The 24,038-nt window shown below is 31.2% G+C and carries 13 protein-coding genes and 1 pseudogene; 9 read left to right on the top strand and 5 right to left on the bottom strand.

Features of this window, described 5'->3' with window-relative positions; genetic code table 11:
• Positions 1–108: 108 nt before the first annotated feature.
• From MK119_RS21060 to MK119_RS21040, 5 genes are all read left to right on the top strand, one after another.
• Complete coding sequence (locus MK119_RS21060) at positions 109–297, top strand: hypothetical protein (RefSeq protein ID WP_290683081.1); 189 nt, start codon at positions 109–111, stop codon at positions 295–297.
• A 59-nt stretch (positions 298–356) separates the two neighbouring features.
• Complete coding sequence (locus MK119_RS21055) at positions 357–590, top strand: hypothetical protein (RefSeq protein ID WP_290683079.1); 234 nt, start codon at positions 357–359, stop codon at positions 588–590.
• A 3,566-nt stretch (positions 591–4,156) separates the two neighbouring features.
• Positions 4,157–4,345 (top strand): hypothetical protein, encoded by a 189-nt coding sequence (locus tag MK119_RS21050; RefSeq protein WP_290683077.1) that lies wholly within the window; start codon positions 4,157–4,159, stop codon positions 4,343–4,345.
• 222 nt (positions 4,346–4,567) lie between these two features.
• Positions 4,568–4,720 carry a hypothetical protein gene (locus MK119_RS21045; RefSeq protein WP_290683075.1) on the top strand — a complete coding sequence of 51 codons (153 nt, stop codon included), beginning with the start codon at positions 4,568–4,570 and terminating at the stop codon, positions 4,718–4,720.
• Between the two features lie 2,074 nt (positions 4,721–6,794).
• A complete protein-coding gene (locus tag MK119_RS21040; RefSeq protein ID WP_290683073.1) occupies positions 6,795–6,965 on the top strand; it encodes a hypothetical protein in 171 nt (56 codons plus the stop codon).
• Positions 6,966–7,120: 155 nt separating this feature from the next.
• On the opposite strand, the gene MK119_RS21035 is transcribed toward MK119_RS21040, so the two are convergent.
• Together MK119_RS21035 and MK119_RS21030 are read right to left on the bottom strand one after the other, a co-directional pair.
• Positions 7,121–7,513 carry a hypothetical protein gene (locus tag MK119_RS21035; protein WP_290683071.1) on the bottom strand — a complete coding sequence of 131 codons (393 nt, stop codon included), beginning with the start codon at positions 7,511–7,513 and terminating at the stop codon, positions 7,121–7,123.
• A gap of 5,368 nt (positions 7,514–12,881) precedes the next feature.
• Positions 12,882–13,181: a hypothetical protein gene (locus MK119_RS21030; protein ID WP_290683069.1), complete on the bottom strand. Its 300-nt coding sequence runs from the start codon at positions 13,179–13,181 to the stop codon at positions 12,882–12,884.
• 679 nt (positions 13,182–13,860) lie between these two features.
• Between MK119_RS21030 and MK119_RS21025 the strand changes: the two genes are divergently transcribed.
• From MK119_RS21025 to MK119_RS21015, 4 genes and pseudogenes are all read left to right on the top strand, one after another.
• Positions 13,861–14,172: a hypothetical protein gene (locus MK119_RS21025; protein ID WP_290683067.1), complete on the top strand. Its 312-nt coding sequence runs from the start codon at positions 13,861–13,863 to the stop codon at positions 14,170–14,172.
• Positions 14,173–15,540: 1,368 nt separating this feature from the next.
• Positions 15,541–15,747: a hypothetical protein gene (locus MK119_RS21020; protein WP_290683065.1), complete on the top strand. Its 207-nt coding sequence runs from the start codon at positions 15,541–15,543 to the stop codon at positions 15,745–15,747.
• A gap of 621 nt (positions 15,748–16,368) precedes the next feature.
• Positions 16,369–16,521: pseudogene (locus MK119_RS24440) on the top strand (hypothetical protein); the annotation flags it as partial.
• A gap of 841 nt (positions 16,522–17,362) precedes the next feature.
• Entirely contained in the window at positions 17,363–17,629 is a 267-nt protein-coding gene (locus MK119_RS21015; RefSeq protein ID WP_290683063.1) for a hypothetical protein, read from the top strand.
• Between the two features lie 1,768 nt (positions 17,630–19,397).
• Here MK119_RS21015 and MK119_RS21010 read toward each other — a convergent pair.
• The 3 genes from MK119_RS21010 to MK119_RS21000 all read right to left on the bottom strand — a co-directional run bounded on the left by MK119_RS21010 (position 19,398) and on the right by MK119_RS21000 (position 21,829).
• Complete coding sequence (locus tag MK119_RS21010; RefSeq protein ID WP_290683061.1) at positions 19,398–19,562, bottom strand: hypothetical protein; 165 nt, start codon at positions 19,560–19,562, stop codon at positions 19,398–19,400.
• Between the two features lie 283 nt (positions 19,563–19,845).
• The gene (locus MK119_RS21005; protein WP_290683059.1) at positions 19,846–20,031 is read right to left on the bottom strand and encodes a hypothetical protein; all 186 of its coding nucleotides are present in this window, start codon (positions 20,029–20,031) and stop codon (positions 19,846–19,848) included.
• A 1,516-nt stretch (positions 20,032–21,547) separates the two neighbouring features.
• Positions 21,548–21,829: a hypothetical protein gene (locus MK119_RS21000; RefSeq protein ID WP_290683057.1), complete on the bottom strand. Its 282-nt coding sequence runs from the start codon at positions 21,827–21,829 to the stop codon at positions 21,548–21,550.
• Between the last annotated feature and the right edge of the window lie 2,209 nt (positions 21,830–24,038).

Raw genomic sequence — 24,038 nt, 5'->3', positions numbered from 1 at the left:
AAGGAGGGTTAAGCCCTCCTTTTATTTAAAAAAAATAATATGCTACAATCTAAACAAGAGTTTATAGTTTGAAACAGGGTTTTGGATGTTAAACAATATAGAGAGTATATGAAGAAAAAGAGAGAGCAAATTATAAAAAAGCCTAACAACGAGGAAGTAAAACAATCTTCTTTTAGAAAGGCTGTAGAAGATAGAGAAATGTCAGAAGATGAAATTAAAGAGGAAAGTTCTGAAAATTCTGAAAGTCTAGAATCTTTGCATAAGCAATATCAAGAAAAATTTGGTAAAAAAGTATGACCAAGATTCAGCAATAATGCTGAACGGATAAAAAACAAATTATCTAATTAGGATATATAATGACTCCATCACAAATAATATCATTTGTTAGAGATCAAACATCTGTAACTCAAGATCAGATTGATGATAGTTCTATGTACAGATACATGAATATAGTTTATACACAATTGTGGCAAAGAGTTGCTCAAATAGATAAAAACTATGGACAATCAATATGGAAGACTGACTTAGTAGCGGGTCTTAATCAGTATGATTTAATGCCAGTTATGCAAGCTCCTTCTCAAGATTTTTGACAATATAAAATTGACAGTGTTACTGTTCAATATGCTGAATGATTGCAATATCCTATACGTTTAAAAAGGAGAGATTGGAATAACTTATATGAATCACCAGAGTTTTTTGAAGATATGCAAAATTGGAGCTTACACGAAGCTTTCTATATTTTAAGTAATTTCACATTATACTTATTCCCTAAGCCTGATGTAAGTATACCACAAGGTATCACATTATATGGTACAAAGAGACCATATGATCTAACAAGTAGTATGTCAGAGGAAGATATATTGTTAGAAAGAGAGTATCATGATATTATTGGAGAATGAATGTTTCAGTATGTATATCAAGAAAGGCAACTAATCGACTTAAAGAATAACTCTAGAGCTGAATATGAACAAAAAGTAAAGACAATGTTAACCAATTTAAAGATGAGGATAACAAATCCTGTTGTAGGAACTACTACTACAAGAAACTATGATCAATTCATCTGACCTGATTATAATTATTATAGGAACTGATATTAATGCCAAATCTACTCATAAATAATTTCTACGGTTGAATGTGAGATGATGATTTTGCTTTATGACAGGGTCAATATAACTTTTCTGACTCATTGGACGTAAAAACAAAACCAGAGGGATTCACATTACAAAGAGAAGTAGAAAACATCACTACTACAGGTGTGTCTCTTATGACTTGTAATATTGATGATTTCTATTGTTTTGGTGAAAACTGAGATTGATATGATTTAGATGGTAATAATTTTTTGAACCTACCAGGTGGTCATGATATATTAAACGCTATAAAGTTTATGTGAGATATTGTGTTGTTTTACAATCAATGATCTACTATAAGATTGGCTAGAGTTCCTTGACCTTCTCCGTACTCTTTCTGATCTGTAGACATAAACTATTATAAACAAGATGCTAGTTCTTTCCCACTACCTAATTTTGTATGAAGTTACACTGAGTGACCTTATTGTCCTTCTATAAATGATAGTGAAGATAGTTTATATTTCGCAATATGAAATACTGTATACTATATATTAGCTTCTCTTCCTACTGTTGTTAACGTAGGTATAGTTCTTGAAGAACAAGTAGTTTGATTGTCTAGAAATTGATCTTTGTATCAAGTATATTTAGTTACTTGAAGAAAATATTTTTGGGATTGATTTAGTGAGGAGCATGATTGATATGTTGATCTATGAATGCCTATACTATATATGCAAACTGCTAAGAACTTAGACAATATAGTAGCTCGTCCTTTTTGACCTCCATGAGCATCGAAGCTTTTTATATCTCAGTGACAGAATTTCACGTATTTGAGAGAAGGTAAGAAGGTAGTAGACGGTATACAAGAAAGGTTTAAATTCTGATATGGTCAGGAATATTTTTACTGAAATTTTAACATTGCTTATAATCAGGATAGTTATTTTATGATAAATGATGAAGAGTGATGAATAGAATCTATAGGTAAGAAAATAAATTGATTACCTCAAGCAATATCGTTAGATTTTAGTGGTTATAGTAGGATAGGTTGTTTGTGGAATTGATTTAGGAATGTATATGATAAAATAAGATTTTCTTACGATGATTGATCAAATGTTTGAATAGCTACTATATCATATGATACTATAAATACAAAAACGTATCAGAATAGTGGTGTCATGTATACAAGAAAGTATATGCCAAACCTAGGTCAACAATGAAGAGTTATAGAATATATTATACATTGTCAAACTCCTGTTTGAACAAAAATAAAGTTTTACCATAGTGTTGACTGATCAAATAATTACGAGTTAGTATCAGATATATCTTGAATTGATAAAAAAAATAGAAAGTTTTCTTTACCATCATCAAAAGATTTTTACGAGATACAATTTAAAATAGAACTAGAGACAACAAATACAAATGTTACTCCTATATTTTATACTTTAAATATGAGGTATGAGCAAATTAAATACTAGTGCTCCTGAAGAAAGTATAAAAGTAGAAGAAACTAAGCAAGATGAATTTTCTTTGGATGGAACATGGTGATATGGGAATCCTGCTCTTACACAAAAAGTATCAATAAGATGATTTAGATGGTTATGAGCTAGACCAGAAAGACCTGATAGACCAAAAAATTGAGATATGTACTATAATACAAATACTAGGAAAATAGAGATTTTTTTTACTGAAAGATATACAGATAATTTTGATGATAAGTGAATATATGAATACAATCCAGATAGATCTTACAACAAATGAGATATAGTTTATTATGACGAATGAAGTGGGAAAAAGGTTTATAAAGCTAATAATATAGTTCCTTCTTGATGATTTGATAAGTCATTTTGGGATATAGTGTGAATTATCTCTTGATGGGCTGAGCAGCAAAGATATTTTGTTAGGCTTTTTACAGTATGAGATAAAAATGTATTAACGTGAGAAAATGTTGTAGATTTTGATTTTTCTGATACAGAATATACATGACTAAACACCAGCAATACTGTATTTACTCCATATTCTTGATTATTTTTAGTTTATGCCTCATGTAAGTGGTGAGAAGACAGTTCTGAAATATATAGATCATCTAAGTTACAAATAGACGGTAATATTCGTAATGTAGATTCATATAGTCCTACTAAGATAACTGCAAATAGTGTTACTACATGAACAGACTCTGTTTGATGATCTATTAATGCAAACACTGTAACAACGATAAACTACGAGGACGCAACTTGAATATATACAAATAATCTTTATATTGGATACATGGAGTCTGCAACACCAATAAGACTATTAACAGAAGTTGATTCTGACACTACCTTAGCTTCATCTCCTGTAATATGAACCAACAATTGAGATGGTACTAATTTAACTGTAATAGGATTGTAATGGAAGAAACAAATACAATAGACAATGTTACATCTAAACCTAAAAGGGATAGAGATATAACACAGAGTATGCAAGTAGCACAATCTTGAAGGTTAAATGAACCTGCTGCACCAATTAGCCCAGATGCTCAAAGATTTTCTGCAGCAACAGCTATTACCGCACCGCTATCTCCTGAAGATAACGATATATCTAAATGATCAATTGCTGCACCTCTTGAACCTCAAATAGAAGAAACTACTCAGGTTTTTCCTACAACTCAAAAGACAGAACAAGTTAAAAGTCAAAAAGAACAACAGCCTTCTAATATATCTCAAGTTTCAAAAATTAGAACAGAAATATGAGAACCTGTTTCTATGATAGATACTGAAAAAATGTCCGATCTTGCTACACAAAGGTCTTTTGAAAGGATACAAGATAAAGCAAGAGAATGAACTATCACATGAGAAGACAAAGATCTAATTGTCGACGACACAATGGCAAAACTATGATTGCAGCCTGGTGATCAGAACTTTATTGAAGTAAGAGAGAGAGTAGAATCTCAAATATCTGACAAACTGCAGTGAGTTTGATTTGGTACTTTCTCAGACCTAGTCCAAGATGTTAGAACTTCATGACTAAGAAAATGATTTCTTGATAGAATGTCTGTAGATGAGTTAGCTGCATCTCTGAAGTCTTGATTAATATCACAAGAGGATATTTCATACATGAGGGATAGTGGTAAATTGGCAGAGGCTCAATCTATTCTTTCAGAAAGAGAAAAAGCAAGCGATAGAAACGCATCTGTTAATAATGAAGTAAAAAAAGATAATCCATCTGTTTCTAAGAAATCTGTGGAATCACAGATAGGTATATCTAAAGATGCACCTCAGGAGGTCAGAGAACAGGTAGAGTGATTGAAAGTAAATAATAATCTAAGAAATATAAGTAACCAGATTTCTAAATTAGATACAGAAATATCTGAAATAAACCAGAGAAAAGAGTCACTCAGATCTGACATACAAAAGGAATTTCCTACAAGTGTAAGTAAATCTGCATTAAACGCATATTACTATGATAAGGTAACTTCATTAAATCAAGAGCTTGATGCTAAGCTGTGAGAAAGACAGGCAAAAGCCATGGAATATGAAAGAATAAGAGAAGAAGAGCAAACTGCTCTTAAAAATCAATTAACGTTACAACAAAGAAATATTGACGCTCTTAATGCTAATAACGGACTAGCACTTATGAACATGAGCTCGCAAGAAATACAAAGTATGGCTGATATGTGACAACTTCCACAATCAGTTGCTGATGTGTACAAAATAACATCTGAGTGATTAACTATTAACACATTGAAACAAATGTGACAGTTAACACAAGATGATGTAAATTCAATAACAGCGTCTTTGAACTGAGGTATGACACCAGAAGAAATTATATCTTCAATGGTTGCTACTGGAAGATTTTCTGCTAGACCTGAATTTTCTGATAGGATAGCTAAAGACGCAGAAGGTAACTCTTATCAATTTAACACTGAAACATGAAGGTTTGATATTCCTGTTTGACTAAATACATACACAACTTCATGAATGTGATTGTCTAAAATGGGACAATGAGACTACTCTTGACCTTTACCTATGTATGATCAAAAATTCTTAGATTATGAAGGTAATGATTGAGCAGATTATCCAAAACCTGTTTGATCTGACTTGAGTGCTCCTATAGGTTGAGTGATAGAATCTATTGGAGAACTTAGTGGTTGAACTGGTATAAGAGTTAGATTCAAATGAGACGATTGAAGAACATATACTGTTGATCACCTTGCTCCATCTAGCTTAGACGTATTTTCTCCATGACAAAGAGTTGAGAGAGGTCAGCCTATGTGATTTGTTGGTAATACAGGTCATGTGATGACCCATGATTGAATAGTTATTACAGACAAGCAATGAAACGTTTTAAGACCAGACTTATTGGCGGCATGAAGATGATCTCATGCTAGTGTTAATATATTAGATCAGAATTGAAACAAACTACCATTATCTCAGGTTGATCAGATATTGAAAGGATATTCTGCTGATCCTTCAAAAGCACTAGAACTATCTCCTCAATATAAAAATGTGAAGGCTTTTGAAAGTGTAGCCTCAAAAATGTCGAAGGATAAGTTTGAGTCTTCTTCTAATATTTTTGAACAAGCATTCATTGATTGAGACAAAGATTTGATGCAGATAGAATCATACAATACTTTTCTAAGTGCAGATAAAAATGCTACGAAAGTACAGGGTTCTGCTGATGCATATCAAGCCTGAGAAAGATTTAAGTTTTTACTAGAAGAATACAAAAAGAAGAATGGGGATACATGATTGATTAGTTGAACTAAAGAGCAAATACTACAGCAATTATGAAAAACATCTGATCCAGTTTTGGCTGCCATAGGTACTGAACTATGAATAGCTCTTGCTAACTACTTGAATCTAATATCTTGAGCTGCTGTTACCGAGCAAGAATTTGATCGTGTACAATGATTCTATCCAGAAACTACAAATGAATTTGAATTAAATATGGCTAAAATAAATTGACTACAGAACTCTATGATAAATAGAGTTGATAACTCTTTCGCTGCTAGATATGGTGATGATTTTATGGATTATGTCTATGACTGATCTCTCTCGAATTACTTATATGATCCAGTGGACGAAGAATTATCAGTAAACAATGTGGAAGCTAATAGGCAAGAAATACTAAACCGCTTACAAAACAATTTACCTACACTGTAATAATATGTCTCAAAACATAATAAATACATGAAATAAAACACCACAGATTGATATTACTGCTTGATTCTCTGCGATACAGCCTGTTTTCTCGAAACCTACACAAATTACTCAGTCTACACCTCAAATGCAATGAATCTTGCAGAAAAAAATGCCTGAGGGTAGGATAGATTTGCAGGAAAGAATAATTCAAACAGACAATTCACAACAAGCAATGCAATGACAAAGTATGACTAACATGACCCCAACACAACTATTAGCTTCGCAAAGATTGCAAGAGAAGCAATTTGATATGTCTAAAATAGACAATGTAGCACAGCTAACAATTGATTCTTACCTTTGATGAGATGATTTGTGATTGAGTAAGGAAGAACTAGCAGAATATTACATGTTTAAAAATCCTGATGACTATTCAGTATATTCCATAAATTATGATCCAAGTCTTGAACCACAAGCTTGATGAACGAGAGGAATAGCTAATCAAATGAATCAATGACGATGAGCATTTGAGTGGATAAATCCAATATGAAAATGAGCGGAAGAAATAGATGATGTTGTTCAGTCATTATTACCAACATTCTCATTAAGAGAGATGGATGCTGAACTAGAAAGGAGAGTGGATTTTATGGATCAAGATAAAGCTAACCAATATATAGAAAAGTTTAACAGTTTGCCTCAATGGAAGCAAAACCTTTATGGTAATGCTAAAAACTACGCAAAAGATCAAGAAATGACATTTAAAGAAAAAATGTTAGGTGTATGAGAATCTGGTATAAGAGTACCAACGATGATAGCAAATATAATACCTTCTTGAATAAAGAATGCTTCTTCTGTGGGTAGAGCAATACTAAATCCGTATGATACTATAGAATCTCTTTATATGCTTACCACAACAGAGGAGGGTCAAGAGTTAATTCGTCAAAGGTATTGATCTATGGATGCTTTTAGCAGAACAGTAGAAGAAGATCCAGTTTGAGTAGCTTCTGACTTAATGTCTTTATACTGACTATGAGCTAGTGGTGTTTGAAAAGCTGCGTGATTAGCTTGAAAAGCATTATGAACTACTAGTAAAGTTGGTCGTGCATTAACAAGTGCTGCTCCTAAACTACTAGCTGAATGAGCTGCTGTATCTTCTGCTGCAGATTTCTGAATAGATGTTTGAATAGGGAACTTACGTTGATGACTGTCTGACTTTGCTAAGTCTGCTACTACTCCAGTTGGAAAAGTAGCGTGAACGGTTGCTGAAGCAGTAAAATTACAAACTGAACTTTGATGAGTAGCTAAGAATATACCACTTGGTGAGATAGCCAAAGTTCCTATTAAATTTTTATGATGAATAAAAGAAGAACAAATAAAACAAGTTGTAGAAAATCCAGATATAGATAAGAAAATTGTAGCATGAGAAATTACACAAGATACTGTAATCGATGATATTAAGAAATCTTACGAAAGCTTACAGAAAGAGGTATCTGATCTTTGAGGAGTTTATAAAAGGTTATGATGAAATGAAGTTAAGGTAGACCCACAGAATGTTAATAACCGTCTAGTAGATAAATGATTTGATCTTGTTATTTGAGATGATGGAAATGTTGTCTCAGCTACATTTAACAAGAACTACGATTTAACTCCTAGTGAGGTAGGTCTTATTAACAAACTGGCAGATAAATGAACTACGGATGTTTCTGATATGATGAATCTTAGATCGACTATATGATGAGAATATAATAAACTATCTGATAAATTTAACAAAAAAGGTTCTATAGATGCTATGAGAAATGTCGTTTGAGACATTCTAAAAGAACAAGTACCAGAAATAAGTAGAGCAGATAAAGAATTTTCTCCATTAAGAAAAGATTTACAAAACTTTGAAGATAACTTTGTGAATAAAAAAACATGAGATATAAAATATTCTGCAATTGAAAATTCTATAAAAAGTCCGTGAAAAGATAATGCATTTAAATTCGTAGAAACTGTAAATAAAGATATACCATGACAAATTAAAGGACTTATAGCAAGAAAGGTGTCATCAAATAGGTTGTTTTTATGACAACTTATAACAGCTATAGCTTCTTGAGGTGCATTGGAATATTGAGTATCTAGCGTTCCTGCATTAATATCTGGTGCTATTATAGGATGATTGGTAAACAGTCCATGAACAGCTCTTACAATATTAAGGTATATTGGTGAGGAAGGGAAAAAATCTCCAGATAAAATAAGTCAATCAGACGTAGAAAATGCTTTTAAAAAAGCAATAAAAGACGATTCTTGACAATGAGAAGAAGTAATTTGATCTATTATGTCTTTAATAGATGAGAAAACAGCTAAAGATATATTAGCTACACTACAATAATTTATTTATAACAAATAAAATGCCTACTAAAAACAAAATGATTAAAAGAAAAGATGGTTCATATTCAAAAAGATGACTATGGGATAATATTAGAGCTAAAGCTAAAAAAAATAAAAAGACTTGAGCTAAACCTAAAAAGCCAACTAAAGCTATGTTAAAGCAAGAAAAAAAAATAAAAGCTTCATCTCGTAAGAAAAAGAAATAATGGTTATAAGAGCATCTGCACAAAAAAAAAGTACTCGTAAAGACAAAAAATATATGAGGGTGGTAAAAGAATATAGGGACTGAAAAGTCGTGAGAAAAAAAACTGTACATTATGGAGATCCTAATATGAGGATTAAAAAATCTAACCCTGAAAGAAGATCGAACTTTAGATCTAGACATAAATGTTCTTCCTCTAAAGACAAGTTTTCACCTAGGTATCGAAGCTGTAAGAACTGGTAGATTCTTGCAAAAAAAAAGAAAATAAATATTATAGTAATATGACAACACGAAGTGATTATACGACACCTATGACTGATCTATATAAATGTCTTATTATTTGATGATATGATGATTTTGATATAGATTGAGATAATAATGTTGTAGCTGTTTACGATATATGACCTGCCACTCCTGTAATCTTTAATCCACGAACTCCAGCTTAATGACATGAAGAACTTTTCCAACAGATTATGATGTTGAGATTCCACAAGGTGTTGATCTTGTAAGGTTTTCTGATGACTCAGATTGAAATATATCAAAGGCTGGTAGAATAACAGAAATCACTAAAGCATGATTAAATTCTAATGATTCTGATGAACTTCCAGAAGGTAACAATAATTTGTACTTGCAGCCAACTGAGAGGGTTAAGCTTCAAAGTATAGAGACATGAGCTCAAGTTAACCAAGTTAATTCTGTACAGTGAGAACAATGAAATATTACTCTAACATTAGATGAAATACCAAATGGTGTAACGAGAGTTGCATGAGATGTAGCTTTTGATACAAATAAAAATAATAATATTAACTTAAATAATAATCACAGAGTAGATACAAATAATCCACATAACGTTACTAAAGCACAAGTGTGATTGTGAAATGTAATAGATGAGGAACAGCTATCTACAACTGCTGGTGACTTTGATAAACTTCCTCAGAAGCCAGATGTGCAATTACACCTTGGTGACAAATATGTTATCCAAGATAGCTCTGATGCTAATATAATAAAATCTATAGACCAACAAACAGATCTTATATGGAAAGCATCATTAATACAAGATTGGAATCCTTCTGTTAACTATTATGTATTTAATTTTACTGGTAGTACAGATTACGATATTAGAAGTTATGTATATATAGGATGAAACCTTTATAGATGTTTATTGCAACACCAATCAAGTGGTAGTTTCGCTGCTGATCTAGCTAATGGTTTCTGGCAACAAGTAACTTGATGAGGAACTTGAGGAGGTAATATACTAACTTCAGGTAATGGTTCACCAACTACTCCTGGTGTTAACGCATGAGATGTATATGTAGATTTGGTAAGTTGAGAATTATTCTACCGAGATGGTTCTGCTTGGCAGCCCGCTGGATCAACTGGAGGTTATACATGAGATGTTGTTGTCTTTACATGAACATGAGCTCCAGTTACTCCATGAGTTACTGCAGGCGATATTTATACAGATAATACGCCAGGTTCTGAAGCTATTTATGTATGGAATTGATCTGCTCGAGTTCAGGTTGCTCCTTCATGAGTTTCTGGATGAGTTAATTATGCAACTTCTCCTGTTACAGTATGAGATAGAATAGTTTTCTCTCAATGAGTTAGTGCTGATACTATAAACGAGTCTGCTATTAGTTACGATGATGTTACATGAACTATAGACTGGAATTGAACTACTCAAACTTGAACTACTACATTTGATAGTTGATACACTGCTAATTACGAATGATCTAATATAAATTATGATGGTGCTACTACTCAAAATAATTCTGGTATTGTTAATAACGAAGCAACTTCTGTAATAAACAACAATGGTGGTGATATTAATAATACAGGTACTACTGAGACAAACACATGAGTAACAGAGGATTATGATGTGACTAGTGTGACTAATCACGATTGAACACAGAATAATAGTGGTGATATAAACAATACTAATAACACTATAACAAATGTTGGTGTTACGGAAGAATATGATGCTACTAGCGTAGTTAACAATAATGGTAATGCAATAAACAATACTAATAACACTATAACAAATGTTGGTGTTACAGAAAACTATGATGCTACTAGCAATACCACACATGAAAACCTTACAGTAGAAAATCTTACAGTTAATAACCCAATATCTTGACCATGAGCTCCTTGAGTATGAGGTGAAGTTGTTAATTCTATTGATACCTTTGGTTCTACATATCCAGTAGGTACTTTATCTACTACATGATCAACTGTTCTAGTAAATCATTGATTATGAAGAATACCTACAGTAGCTCAGTTGCGAGTTCGTTTACATGGTGCATCGTCAGTTTTTCAGTTTGCTGCTGCCACTGGGTTAAATGCTACAACTGGTGTATTGGTTAATTCTTTTGATATAGATTTAGAATGATGAGCTGCCCAATATTTTATTAGAGTTTTGTCTGCTACAAGTACTACTCTAACAATAGAATGTAGAGATGCTTCATGAAGTTCTTTGAGCTTACAACGAGCGTATATTATTGCTCAATAATAATTTAAATAATAAATAATATAAAATGCAATTATGAGGTTACTATGCTACTATTGATGCTATTAAACTTAACAAAGAGATCGTTACATGGGTAGACGAGGCTGGATGAGGTGTTACTTATGTATGAAGATACTCAGTATGAGATAATCCTATTGATCCATCTGGTTCTTGATGGCGAATAGAACAGATATTTGTTACTTGAACAGAAACTAGAATACTTAAACCAGTAGATCCTGATACAGGAGTACATTTCAGGGAATCTCAAGTTTGGAATGATAGAGCAAGTTATACTTATAATTAATTTTATTTAAAATAAATAGAATGTGAATAAGAGTTAATATTTGACAACTTATAGATCCTGATTTATTTGTTGATGATGGAATACCACCAGTGACAACTCCACCTACAATAACATTATCTAGTCCACAGTCTTGAATATATGAACCTGGGCAGAATGTTTGACCTGTGACACTAAATGCAGTGACAACTGCATGAACATGAGCACCTATAACAGATGTAACGTTTTCTCAATGATGATTCCCCATAAATAGTGTTCCATCTCCTCAGCCAAACGGTTGAAACGAACAGTATATTGATCCAACAATATATACATCTAATGCTACTTTTACTGCAACTGTTACTTCTTGAAGCTGAACATGAACAAGTAACAGTGTTACAATTAGATACCAGAACAGGATATATCGATGATTTAATTCTGCTACATCAATAGGAGAAGCAGAAATAGAGTGATTAAATTACACTGTTTTGCAAAACAATTATCCTGGAACATATGAGTTTACAGATAATATCTTGTCTCATTACAAATATATATGTTATCCAACAGCCTTATGAGATTTGGATCTAACTCCTTGACCAAACTATGCAATAAAAGATTCTTGATGATTTCCTATACCAGTAATAAAACAAACTAACGTAACATTAACTAATGCTTTTGGTGCTAGTATAGAATACAATGTTTATAGACCATCAAATATACTTTGATGAATTGCTACTTGGACAGTTATTTAAAATATTAAAAATACTATGTCTATAAAAGATTGACAAATACCTGTAAGCTGATCACCAATATTTGATTGATGAGTTCCTCTTTCTTGATTTGTTGCACCAACAGATTATAGCAATCCTGACCCACAACAAATAGATATTTTATGAAAAGGTTGATTACAATGTTTTTTAACTATCTCTGACAGAGATTCTATAACTCAACAAAGACGTAGTTTTTGAATGATAGTTTCTGTTTATGGTGATCCTATAACATCAGACAACTGATATTATCAGTTATCTAATACAAACCTATGATGAGTAGATAATGATATAAACAATAATTTAAACCGAACAAAAGTTTCTATAACTGGAAGTATCGAAAAATATATATTTCCTTTTGATCAATCAGATGTTGTAGGTAATAGTGTAACTATAACACATAACCTAAACGAAACATGATTATGAGACGATGTAAAAGATGGTTTATGATCTTATGTTACTATGAGTGTACAAGAGATTAGTCCAAACGAAACAGTTATTGATGTTTCGTGATTTACTCCTCTTGTATGAATTTACGAACTAATATTGAAGTGATAATTATAAAGACCGAAAAGTCATAAAACTAATTTATATTGAAATTCTGCTATGGCAAGACCTACGTGAGACATTCTATTGAATGGACAAATTATTGGGAAAGCTGGACAAGATGTGCAAATTATCGCACCAGCTGGACAAAATGTTGACGTGGACAGTAAGAAAATTGTTAACCTTGCTGATCCTACATGAGCATTAGATGCTGTAAACCTACAGACAATGCAATCTGCTATTGCTGGTGGTTCTGACTTTGTATGACCATTTGACGCAAGTAGTGGTTCGTATCCTACTACAGGTTCTGGTAACGCTGGAGCAATCATTGCTTGAGATCGTTACTACATTACAGTTGGTGGTACACTGAACAATGGTTCTGGAACTGCTATCACAGTTGAAGCTGGTGATGAACTTGTTGCATTGGTAAACGACGCAACAGACAACGACCAGTTCTATGGGCTACAAAGAAACATGACAATCTCAGGAGGAGATGGTATCAGTTTCTGACCTGGTGATGTTATCGCAATTGACCTAGTTCCTACTATTTCTGGATTAGAGTTCAATGCATGACAATTACAAGTTAAGTGACTAGCTGACTACTCAAGTCCTACAGGAACAAACTTGGCAATTGGACAAGATGGTTCTGGTAACTTAGTTTTAGATAGTGCTTTGACTCCATTAAATGCAATTGATGGTAACGGTACTACTGTAAACGGTTCAGCTATTGATCTATGAGGAACAATCACTCAAAACACTACGCTAACTATTGGTGCTACTGAGTCTGTTATCTTTTCTAAAACTTCTGCTGCAACGACTTCATCTTTGAATATCTTTGCAAACGGTGTTATTAACATGGAGCACTCGTTCTCATGATGAGTTACTGCTATTGAAGCTGGTGCATCATCTGCAAATATTGCTAGAAGAGACTCATTTTGAGATACTAGAAACGCAATAAACGTTACAGACAATGTAACTACAATTGAAAACCCAAATGGTTCAAGACGAATGGAGTATGTAAACGACTACTCTACAAACTCTGGTAACATTGACAGAGCAATCCCAGATGTTGCTTTTGTAAATAGTTTGATTGGAGATACTTCTTTCAGACAATCATTCGTTGATGGTGATCTTACTGCTGGTGTGATTACAGTTACTCACAGTCTTGGAGAACAAATTGTAGACGTTACAGTTTACGACGGTAACAACGAACAAGTTACTCCAGACGGAATTACTCTTGATTCTACTACAGAATGTACTATTGACTTATCAAGTTATGGTGCATTAGTTGGTACATACAACGTTCTTGTAAAATCATAATTACATAGGGAGGTTTCCTCCCTTTATGTTCAAAACCCAGGTAGTTACTGGATTAGAGCTTTATTTATAAAAATATGTTATGAGAATTAATTGATCAGCTATGTTTAATTGAACAGTTGACCTTGGAGGGAATAAAATAGAAAATTTATGAGATCCTACAAATCCAAATGATGCAATCAATAAAAATTATTTTGATACAAATCTAGCAGTATGAACTAATAAGATAGTTTTGACATGTGAAAGAAATAATCCAGCTACATGAACATATGCTCGATGAAATGGTGCATCATCTGCACTATGACCTGTAATACCTTTCGATTGTAAAATAATAAATGTTTGATTAACAGATGAATGAGCGACTCCTACATGAAGTTATGAATTAAGAGTAGATTCTGCACCTGTTTTTTCTTTTTGATCTTGATGACTACCTATTGTAACAAACGACATTGATATTGATGTTACTGCATGACAAACTATACAATTTGCTTGTACTGCTTCTTGAACGTGAGGTGCTAGAGTATGAAGTATAACACTTGAAGCAATAACTCAAGGAATAAGATGAGAAAAATGAGAGCAATGACAAAATGCTTGAATAACAGTTTCACAAAACACTGCAACATTGCCTCCTGCAAATACTTACGTTGCATGAACAATTTTAAGAATTGATTTATGAACAAAAACAGGTGCTGATCAAGACGAATACATAACGGATTGAGTTTCTACTTGGACATTTTTGGGTAATGTTTTAGGGGCTACCTGATCTGGTACACAAGTTGAGTATGCAAAAGTATCTTTCACGAACTCAAATACTGTTAATGATTGAGCATGAACAGTTTTAAACACTTTTGATTCTACTATTTTTGAGTCTACAGTGTGATTAACAACAGTAATTTCTTGATGAGTAACGATAAGCCAAACATGAGTTTATGAGTGTACTTTTAGTGCATTGTATACCTCTACTGTTGCAAGAGTTAATCCCTCTGCTTTCTTTACGGTAGATTGAGTCGCACAGATAAACAGATCTGCTTCTGCTTATATAAGAGCTTCATCTTCTCACAACACGTCTAGCAACACATTGTCTGAGTTAATTCAGATAAATGCTGGACAAGTTTTGTGAATTACTCACGATCCAGCAGGGTTTACGCCATGAACTGTACAAATGCTGTGAGCCTCAACTTCTTTATCTATTACAAAAGTTTGATAATGCTTTTATACATTATTCCACAAAACGAGTCTGATTCTATAAATGCAGAGTTTCCTCAAGGTGTGTCCTTTACGTTTTTTTGCGATTGAGATTATGTTTTCCAATCATGAAATGAGCAATACTATGATTTTGATTATAATGCTATTTTTCAAAATTTATACAGTTTGGATTTATCAGAATATTTAGCTGAAAAAGAAATAAAAGAATCATATATTTATGAGCTTCCTTTTAGTAGTCAAAAGAACTTTCCTGGTTCTCTTGATGTAACAAAAGACGATGCAGTTACTAAAATAACGATTAGAAATTTTGCAGGTGGTGATGTAATAGATACTTATCATATAGATGATTTACAAGCCATAGAAATAGAATGAAAGGTTCGTGTTATATTTAAACATTCTAATAAGATACAATACGATCAAATACCTTTTGATTCTATAACTATACAATGAGAATCATATTGAGACTTGCAAACTACAATAAATCAATTAAATACAGTATTTTCTAATACATGAACATCTAACTGAAATAGTCCAGTTATTAACTCACCTTTGTCAGTAAATCTTGTACAATGAGAGGTTTTGAATTATGAATTGTCTGCAGATTATGGTGTGTGATATGAACGAAGCGGTTTGCCTTCATGAATAATAACAGTAGACTGAAATATTAGAAAGCTAGTGTGATGATCTAATCTTTCTGTATGAACATATAATATAGAAATGAAAGCTATAAACTATTACTGACAAGATACACAGACTTTGACCTTGAATGTAGAACAGCCTGATTTTGCAAACACTAAATCTATACAATTTAATAACAACCAATATCTTTGAGCAAATGCTGCTTTGTTAGATGATATTTTGTGAAGAGATTGAAATTGATCTTGATCAGATGATGCTTGGACTATTTCCTTATATTTTAAACCAGGTAATAGTGGAATATGAAACCAAAAAATAATTTACTTTGGGTGACAGTCAACAAACACAAGCACTGGTAATTTAAATATAAGGTATAGAGGTAATAATAAATCAATTAGCTTTTTTTATGGTACGCTCTTTAATAATCTAGAATTAAGAACAGATGATGATACTTTACAAGAAAACCAATGGCATCATATAGTTGTTACATACGACGGAGGAACAACTTGATCATGAAGTGATGACGTTGATGACTATTACGGAAGGTTTAAGATATTTATTGATGGTGTGCAGCAATCAACAACTAATTCTAATGACAACTATTGATATTCATGAAGTTTTTCTTGATTTAATTTTAGAATGTGACGTTACTCTTCTTGAAACTATCTAAGAAATTGAGCTAAAATAGATGAGGTAGCTATACGGCAATGAGATAAGAGTTCAATAGTATCTGATATATACAATAACTGATTGCCTTTTGATCTTAATGACTTAAACGATCAACCAGATCACCGACGAAGAATGGGAGATAACGATACATACCCTTTACTTCAAGATAGCTGAATTTCTTGAAATTGTCATTTTATTATGTATAACATGACTATATGAGATATAGTTAGTGACGTTCCAATGTGAAATTAAATTTGAAGAATTTAATTATTGTTTTATTATTATATAAATAATATGGATAACTTTAAAAATTCAGTAAGAACTTTAGTTAATGTTGTAACTAGTCCAAACACAAAAATTATGCCTTTATCATACCAAGAACAAAAAATGTTTTGCTCTGCTGTAGAAGAGGTTATAAAGTGATTAGATGAAAATACAGAAGATAAAACAAAATCAGTTAATAAAAAATCAACTGAGAAATTAGCAAAAAAATAGTATGGAGGAGTTTGGTATTATATATGCACTAGTAAATGATGGGAAAATACATGCAATTATGCTTACATGTGTAGTTGTGTTTTCCTTTCGTTTGCTTTCTTGAGTTCCAAAAGAACTAATACTAGATTTTGTAAAAAGAAAGTTTTGAAATAATAAAAATACACCTACAGAAAAAGCTAAAAAATATTTGAAAGAACACTTGTTTTTCACTCGTTTGAAAGAATATAAAGGTTTTATGATTGACCGTATGGTTTTTCATAAAACAAACGAGGTTAGGAATAAAATGGTTATAGACTTTATAAAAATAAAAATAAGTGAATATATAAAGACTTTTGAGGTTATTTGTTTTGAAACAGATGTAGAATCTATGGACAAAAAATCTTTTAAAAAATTGATAATAGATTCAATACATGATACTTGGACTAGATATGATAGTATATCATTAAAAGAGTGAGTCCCTTGACTATTTATAGAGAAGTATAATAAAAAAAGGGAAGATCTTGCATATGTTACTATAGAAAGGATAAAAGATTATTGTGACAGTGATAATTTTGACACTAACCTAATAACTTTAATGCGTATACTAGATGCATTGGTTTTTGTTTTTGGTTCAGTAATAACTGATGCTCAACATACAATTTCTAGCATAAATGGAGAACTCAGTGATTTACAATATAAATGACAGATTATATGAAAGTAGGATACTTTTTGATTTTTTTTATATTGTGATTTTTTGTAAGTTCTTTTTTGTCTTACAAATCTATTGAGTCGAGTTGACCTATGATTGTTGCTAGTAAAACAGGGAAAGTATGTTGGATAAAATGAACAATGAATAAACAACATTATAAAGAGTTTTACACCATACAAGAATGTTTACAATTTGTAGGTGATAACTAAATTTATATATACAAAAAAAATGGATCAAGTACGGACGGATAAAAAACACCCATGAGTAAACACATGTGAGTATATAATACTTCATCATACGGCAACCTGACTATGATCTAAGGAGTGACTTCTTAATGCTTTGCAAGACCCCAATTACCCCGCTTCTTACCACTATCTTGTAGATGAACATTGAGGCATCACCAAAATAAACAAGGACAATGATATATTACGACATTGTTGAGTAAGTGAACGAGATTGAAAAGAGGACATGAATAGGTATAGTATAGGGGTAGAAGTTATATGACCATGATTTACAGAGGAACAGCATATAGCTTGTCAACAGTTGATTATACAGTTGATGCAAGATCATCAGATAAGTGACAGCAATGTTCTTAGGCACTGGCACATAGCCCCAGACAGGAAACGAGACATAGCCCCAGAGTTCTACGAACCTAGATACTGATGATGGAAAGAATACACAAAGTTTTTATCTTACTTAGCATGAACAATGCAATTCTATGAGAAAATACGAAATGATGAAAACGGCAACACGGAAAAAGAAGAAAGAGTATTTCAAGACCCACAATGAGCAGTAGAAAGGATTAGTAATCTAAAGCCTGCGGAACAGATCAGCGAGACTATGTATCTGATGTGAGTATTGATAGAAAGGATTAGCAGAAAGATAGATGATTTACATTCTAATAAATAATATGTTTGATAAAAGTTCTGAAAAATTAGTAAAATTCCTCAGTGGTAAAAAAGGAGTAATTGCTAGTATTGTTTGAGTTGTCACTGCATATCTTGCAGCTGAATGAACTATAACACAAAATGATGTTATACTTATATGATCACTATCAACTATATTCTTTTGAGCGGCGTCATATGAGACAAAAAAGTATTACCAAACAAAGAAAAACAAGTAGTTTCGCTTATTTACTTTGAAAATATTTGTTTAATAAACACAAAAGAAGCCTAGTAGTATTTTATACCACTAGGCTTTCTTTCCTATTCATATTAAAACTTATTGTAAACTGTTTCTTTTGTAATTTAACATATTGTAAACACTTATTATATTCTACTGTTTTTGTATATATCATCTAGCATAGATCTATATAAATCATGCTTTACTTGCAAGGATATTTTTAGCTTTTTTCAATTGTGCCATACGTCTATTTTGCCATCTGCTTTTACAACACTAACTTTTTTACCTTTGTATATGGTTATACCCTGCATACCTATTATTTGTTATAAAACTTTTTTGATAATGTGTCTTGTATCTCTTCTGATATTCTTAAATGTATCATGTTTTTGTGGAACAGCATATCTTGAAAATGTCACATGTAATCCATAGAGTCATACTCTATGTATGTATCTGCTACAGATTCCCAATGTTTGACGGTCTGTCGCATTTTTGTATTGTGCATTTGTTTTTCTACATCTAACAGTTTATAATAATTTTTAAAGTAGAATGTTTGCATTTCATGTATTTCTTTTACCATCTGAGGACTTTTGATTATAAGGTGGTTTGTCTTCTCTCTGTATTTTCTTTTTATTTGGTGATACCTTTTTTTAGGTATATTCAAGACGCTATGTATATGATCGTGCATAGGTCTTCGTAAATATATCCTATTGTATTCTTTGTCGTGTCAATGTATTGATACTGGTGTCATATGATGATTGTCGAATATATGTTTATTTGCTTTTTTTATAAAGTCTCTTAATTTTACAGCGTATTCTTTTGCATATTCATTTCACATATATTTATCTATCATTTTTTTGTTTTTAGTAAAATCTGTGACTAATAACTTTTTCTAGATCTCTTCTTAACTGGTTTATTTCTAGTTCTGTCATGTTAAAAATGTTATTTATTTTTTCTTCATATTTATCGCATATATCTTCTATTTTAGAGTTTTCTTTTATCTTATTGCAATATCCTTGTAATCTTTGCATTTCTTTAGCTTTGTTCATTTGTTGTATAAATTATAAAATTATTTTTTGACTATAAGGTTTTGTATTAACTCATTCGCTAACTTTTCTGTTGCAGGTTCGTAAGGCAAACAATCTTTCTTTACATGCAATACTGCATAGCATTCATGGCTTATCTCTTCGCCTACATACTCAATTCATAGAGCATCTGCTTTTGATCGATTGATTTTTTCTGGTGTCATAAATTCGTAATATAACCCTTTATCTCGTATGTACATTTTATTTTCATATGTAAAAATTAATTAGGCAATGATCATCAGTTTTCTATAACCTCAACAATTTTTTCTGAAAAAAGTACAGTATCTTCAATAGATTTATAATATTTTAATATCTCGAATTTCTCTTTTTCTGATTCACAGGTGTAATGCCTGAAACAATCAAAAACCATTCATATTTCCTCTGCAAATCAAGGAGTGCCAACAAAGTAATCTCTTTCTCAATTTTTTGGAGGAGTAACTCCAAATACTAAGTTTTTTTCTTTATCAATCATTTTGTAATAATAAATTTATAAAATATTTAATTAATAACTAATTACCTAAAAACATATTTTATTCTCTGTTTTTCGTACTCTCCACCGTAAAATATTATCTGTATCAAAAACTAAATAAAAACCATCACAATCAGCTATATATTCTTTATCACTAACTCGTCATCATTCTCTTATATCGCACTCATGTTTCATATCATAGTAAGGTATTACTTCTCTAACTGGCTCTAAACTACCAGTGTGTGATGCTCATATAACATACAATGTTATTGCTAGTATTGTTCAAGTCATTTTATTTATTAATATCTAAAGGTTTATTCATTATATTTATTGCATATTGTACATTTCATTCTCGATCTTGACAGTGGTCTGTACAGTAGTTTCATTTTGGTAAGACCCAGTAAGAAGTGTCTTGTCTATATTGCCGATACTTTTTATACCTTCTCACAAAATCAGTTATGCTTTCTTTGTGGCTATCATATCCTTTCACAGTTCTTTTATTTCAGTTTCGATCTGGTCGGTGCATTATCCCAAAACAGTTATTCTTGCTGCTAGCCTTTTGACACAGCGAGCTCTCTGCTTTCATTATTCATACAGTAAATTTATAACAATGTTGCCGATCTCAAGATCAATTACATTCACCAACAACATGCAATGCTAGTTCTAAATCAAGTCACAAATGAACAACAGAATTATAAACTATAACAGTATTTTCATCATAAGTTTTATTTGCATAACTTCCTAAACAAAACAAAACTCAAAAAAAATAATAAATGCGTTAATATAATTTCTCATAATAATATATAAGTAATAAAAACTAAGATTTGTAATCTATATATATATTTTTCATTTTTTGCTCATGCCTAACAGCTTGTATAACTTCTTTTTTAGTAAGAAGTCTGTCTTTAAGAGACATATATATATCTTTTATCTTTTCATATGATGATAGTCACATTTCTTCGCAATAAGCCTTTGCTTCTGTTTCTGCTCTAGCTTGAGACATCGATTCTCCTAATTCTCTTTTTTTTTTATATACTCAGATTTATATTTACTTTTCATTTCAGAGTGTTTAAGTTCCATTTGGAATATTAAATCTGCTACATCTGATATATATTTTGCCATATTTGTGCTATCTTTCTCATCCATAACTTTATCTTGTATCTTTTTTATTTTATCAAAATAACTATCGATAGTATTCAATACTCTCTTTTCTGCATTGTCAGTATATTCTTTCATTTCTTCTATTGCTGGTTCTATTATACCTAATACTTCTTTCTCTAACTCTTCTGACATTTCTATAACTATCTCTTTAACTCATATCTTTTTTGGTTTATATTTTTCTACAATTTTAGGCATAGTCAGTTTAACGTCTTTTGGATCGAAATCTTTACATAAAGAAATTAAATCTGATTTCCTGTATCAAGATCATGATGGTGAAATAGTAAGATCTTTTTTTAATGTTTCTATAAAGACAACCTTTTTAACTCATGATAACTTCATGTAAATATATCATTGTATTTTATATTTTTGTTCGTTTGTAAGGTTTGGACTAAATGGACTTTTAAATCAAGATCACATTTTTGTATGACTTGCAACAAACTTATAATCAATGATGCAATCTTCAGTTAATAGATCAACATATCATATTATTTCATTTCATAATAATTCTCATTTTACAAGTCATTCTACTTGTCATGATGATTTTTTTATTCAATTTTTATAATAGTGATTTACAAAGTTATTTATTGCTCTTTCTACAACTAAAGAATCATTAATATTTGTTTCATAACACAAGTTAGAGTCATCTATCTTTTGCATACATTCTCATAATACAAATTTATTTACAATTTCTCGATCAATTTCTCCATATCTATTTATATGCTCGACAGCAAGGTGACAAGCTTTACCTATGACTTTTGCTGAGCTATAATTATCTTCTTTATTTCAAAGAACATACTTCCAATACCATTCTCATTTAAAATTTATAAATTTTTCTATTTGTGAATAGGATAATCTCATTTTCTAGGTTAATAATAAAATTTTTAATTAAAAAAGAAAATCATCTTTTTCTTCTTCCAAGAATCCCAAAATGTCTTTTTCTGATGTTTCCTCTTTGCTTTTTTCAAATAACTCACTAATTTTAAGCAATCATTCAAATAAAGTTTCGTCAAATTTTGTTTTATTAGCTATTTTCTGACCTTTAAAATCATCATATGTAATCATTGATTTCTCTTCTTCCTTGCTATATTTTCGTTGTGTTTTATCTCATTCACAATATAAATATCAGTTCTTATAAATGTTTTTGTCTATTTTGTTTTCACGTACTTTAAAGGTTAACTTTTTTCATAAATCTTCTAAAGAAAGTCACAAAATAGAATTAATTATTGATCTTGTAACATTATTCATGCTTGCTGATCGTTCCATAAGTCATTCTTCATCTTTCAAAGTAATGATAAAAGTGTCTATTTTTTGTCATTGTCGTTCATATTCACTACGTTTTGCTCAAACAAAATATCATTCAATACCTTCGTATGTAGACTTTTCTTCTCAAGATATTATACAAAACTTAGCTTCTTCTCACTGTCTCATTCACAATAACTTTACAAATCTTGTTTGTCTTTTACTTTCTAAATTTTCTTTAATACCTCACATAATATAATAATAATATATAAAATTAACTAACTTTTATTTAAGTTTTTAAATATATCTTCTCAACTGTTTTTATTAATCAATTGCAAATATTCTGTCTCCGATATGTCTATGATATCAGCCTTTGATATATTAATAGCTAATTCATAAGAGCTTTTTTGCTGTTCTGATACTAATGCAGTAGTAGGATGTTCATAAAAAGCATCACCTTTTTCATTGTAACAAATAATTTTTTGAAACATAATATAGTATAATATAATAAAACTTAGTCTACACGTTTGTATTGTACTCAATTTAAAGTAATGTAATCATTATATATGTCTTTGCTTAGAAAAAGTAAACTACTACGGTAATGTTATCGTCATCATCTATGAGGTCAAAAAACATTTGTGCTTGTTCTCTTATAACTTCGTCCTCATCTTTTAGTGCTTCTTCAGTCCATCACAATGCCCTATATGCTTCTAATCTAATATCTCTATCTTCGTCTTTCAATGCTTCTTTAGTCCATCACAATGCTTTATATGCTTCTAATCTAACATCTTCATCTTTATCATTAAATGCTTCTTTAGTCCATCACAACGCTCTATATGCTTCTAGTCTAACACGATAATGTTGATCTTTTAGTGCTTCTTTAGTAAATCCCAATGCTCTATATGCTTCTAATCTAACATCTTCATCTTTATCATTAAATGCTTCTTTAGTCCATCACAATAATCTATATGCTCGCAATCTAACACTTCGATCTTCATCTTTTAGTGCTTCTTCAGGAAAGTACTTTATACAACACAACTTTTCTTCATAATTCATCTGATTTCGTTCTTTTTTGAATTTCATAATATAGTATAATATAATA

Origin of the sequence: Kordia sp., from assembly GCF_022447245.1 — a bacterium.
Classification (GTDB): Bacteria; Bacteroidota; Bacteroidia; order Flavobacteriales; family Flavobacteriaceae; genus Kordia.
This window is presented reverse-complemented; position numbering and strand designations above follow the sequence as displayed.

Coding starts and splice junctions, on each gene's coding strand:
- MK119_RS21060 (WP_290683081.1), top strand. CDS start 109: ATGAAGAAAAAGAGAGAGCAAATTATAAAAAAGCCTAACAACGAGGAA.
- MK119_RS21055 (WP_290683079.1), top strand. CDS start 357: ATGACTCCATCACAAATAATATCATTTGTTAGAGATCAAACATCTGTA.
- MK119_RS21050 (WP_290683077.1), top strand. CDS start 4,157: ATGAGGGATAGTGGTAAATTGGCAGAGGCTCAATCTATTCTTTCAGAA.
- MK119_RS21045 (WP_290683075.1), top strand. CDS start 4,568: ATGGAATATGAAAGAATAAGAGAAGAAGAGCAAACTGCTCTTAAAAAT.
- MK119_RS21040 (WP_290683073.1), top strand. CDS start 6,795: ATGGATGCTGAACTAGAAAGGAGAGTGGATTTTATGGATCAAGATAAA.
- MK119_RS21030 (WP_290683069.1), bottom strand. CDS start 13,181: ATGATTGCTCCAGCGTTACCAGAACCTGTAGTAGGATACGAACCACTA.
- MK119_RS21025 (WP_290683067.1), top strand. CDS start 13,861: ATGGAGTATGTAAACGACTACTCTACAAACTCTGGTAACATTGACAGA.
- MK119_RS21010 (WP_290683061.1), bottom strand. CDS start 19,562: ATGGTAAAAGAAATACATGAAATGCAAACATTCTACTTTAAAAATTAT.
- MK119_RS21005 (WP_290683059.1), bottom strand. CDS start 20,031: ATGAACAAAGCTAAAGAAATGCAAAGATTACAAGGATATTGCAATAAG.
- MK119_RS21000 (WP_290683057.1), bottom strand. CDS start 21,829: ATGTCAGAAGAGTTAGAGAAAGAAGTATTAGGTATAATAGAACCAGCA.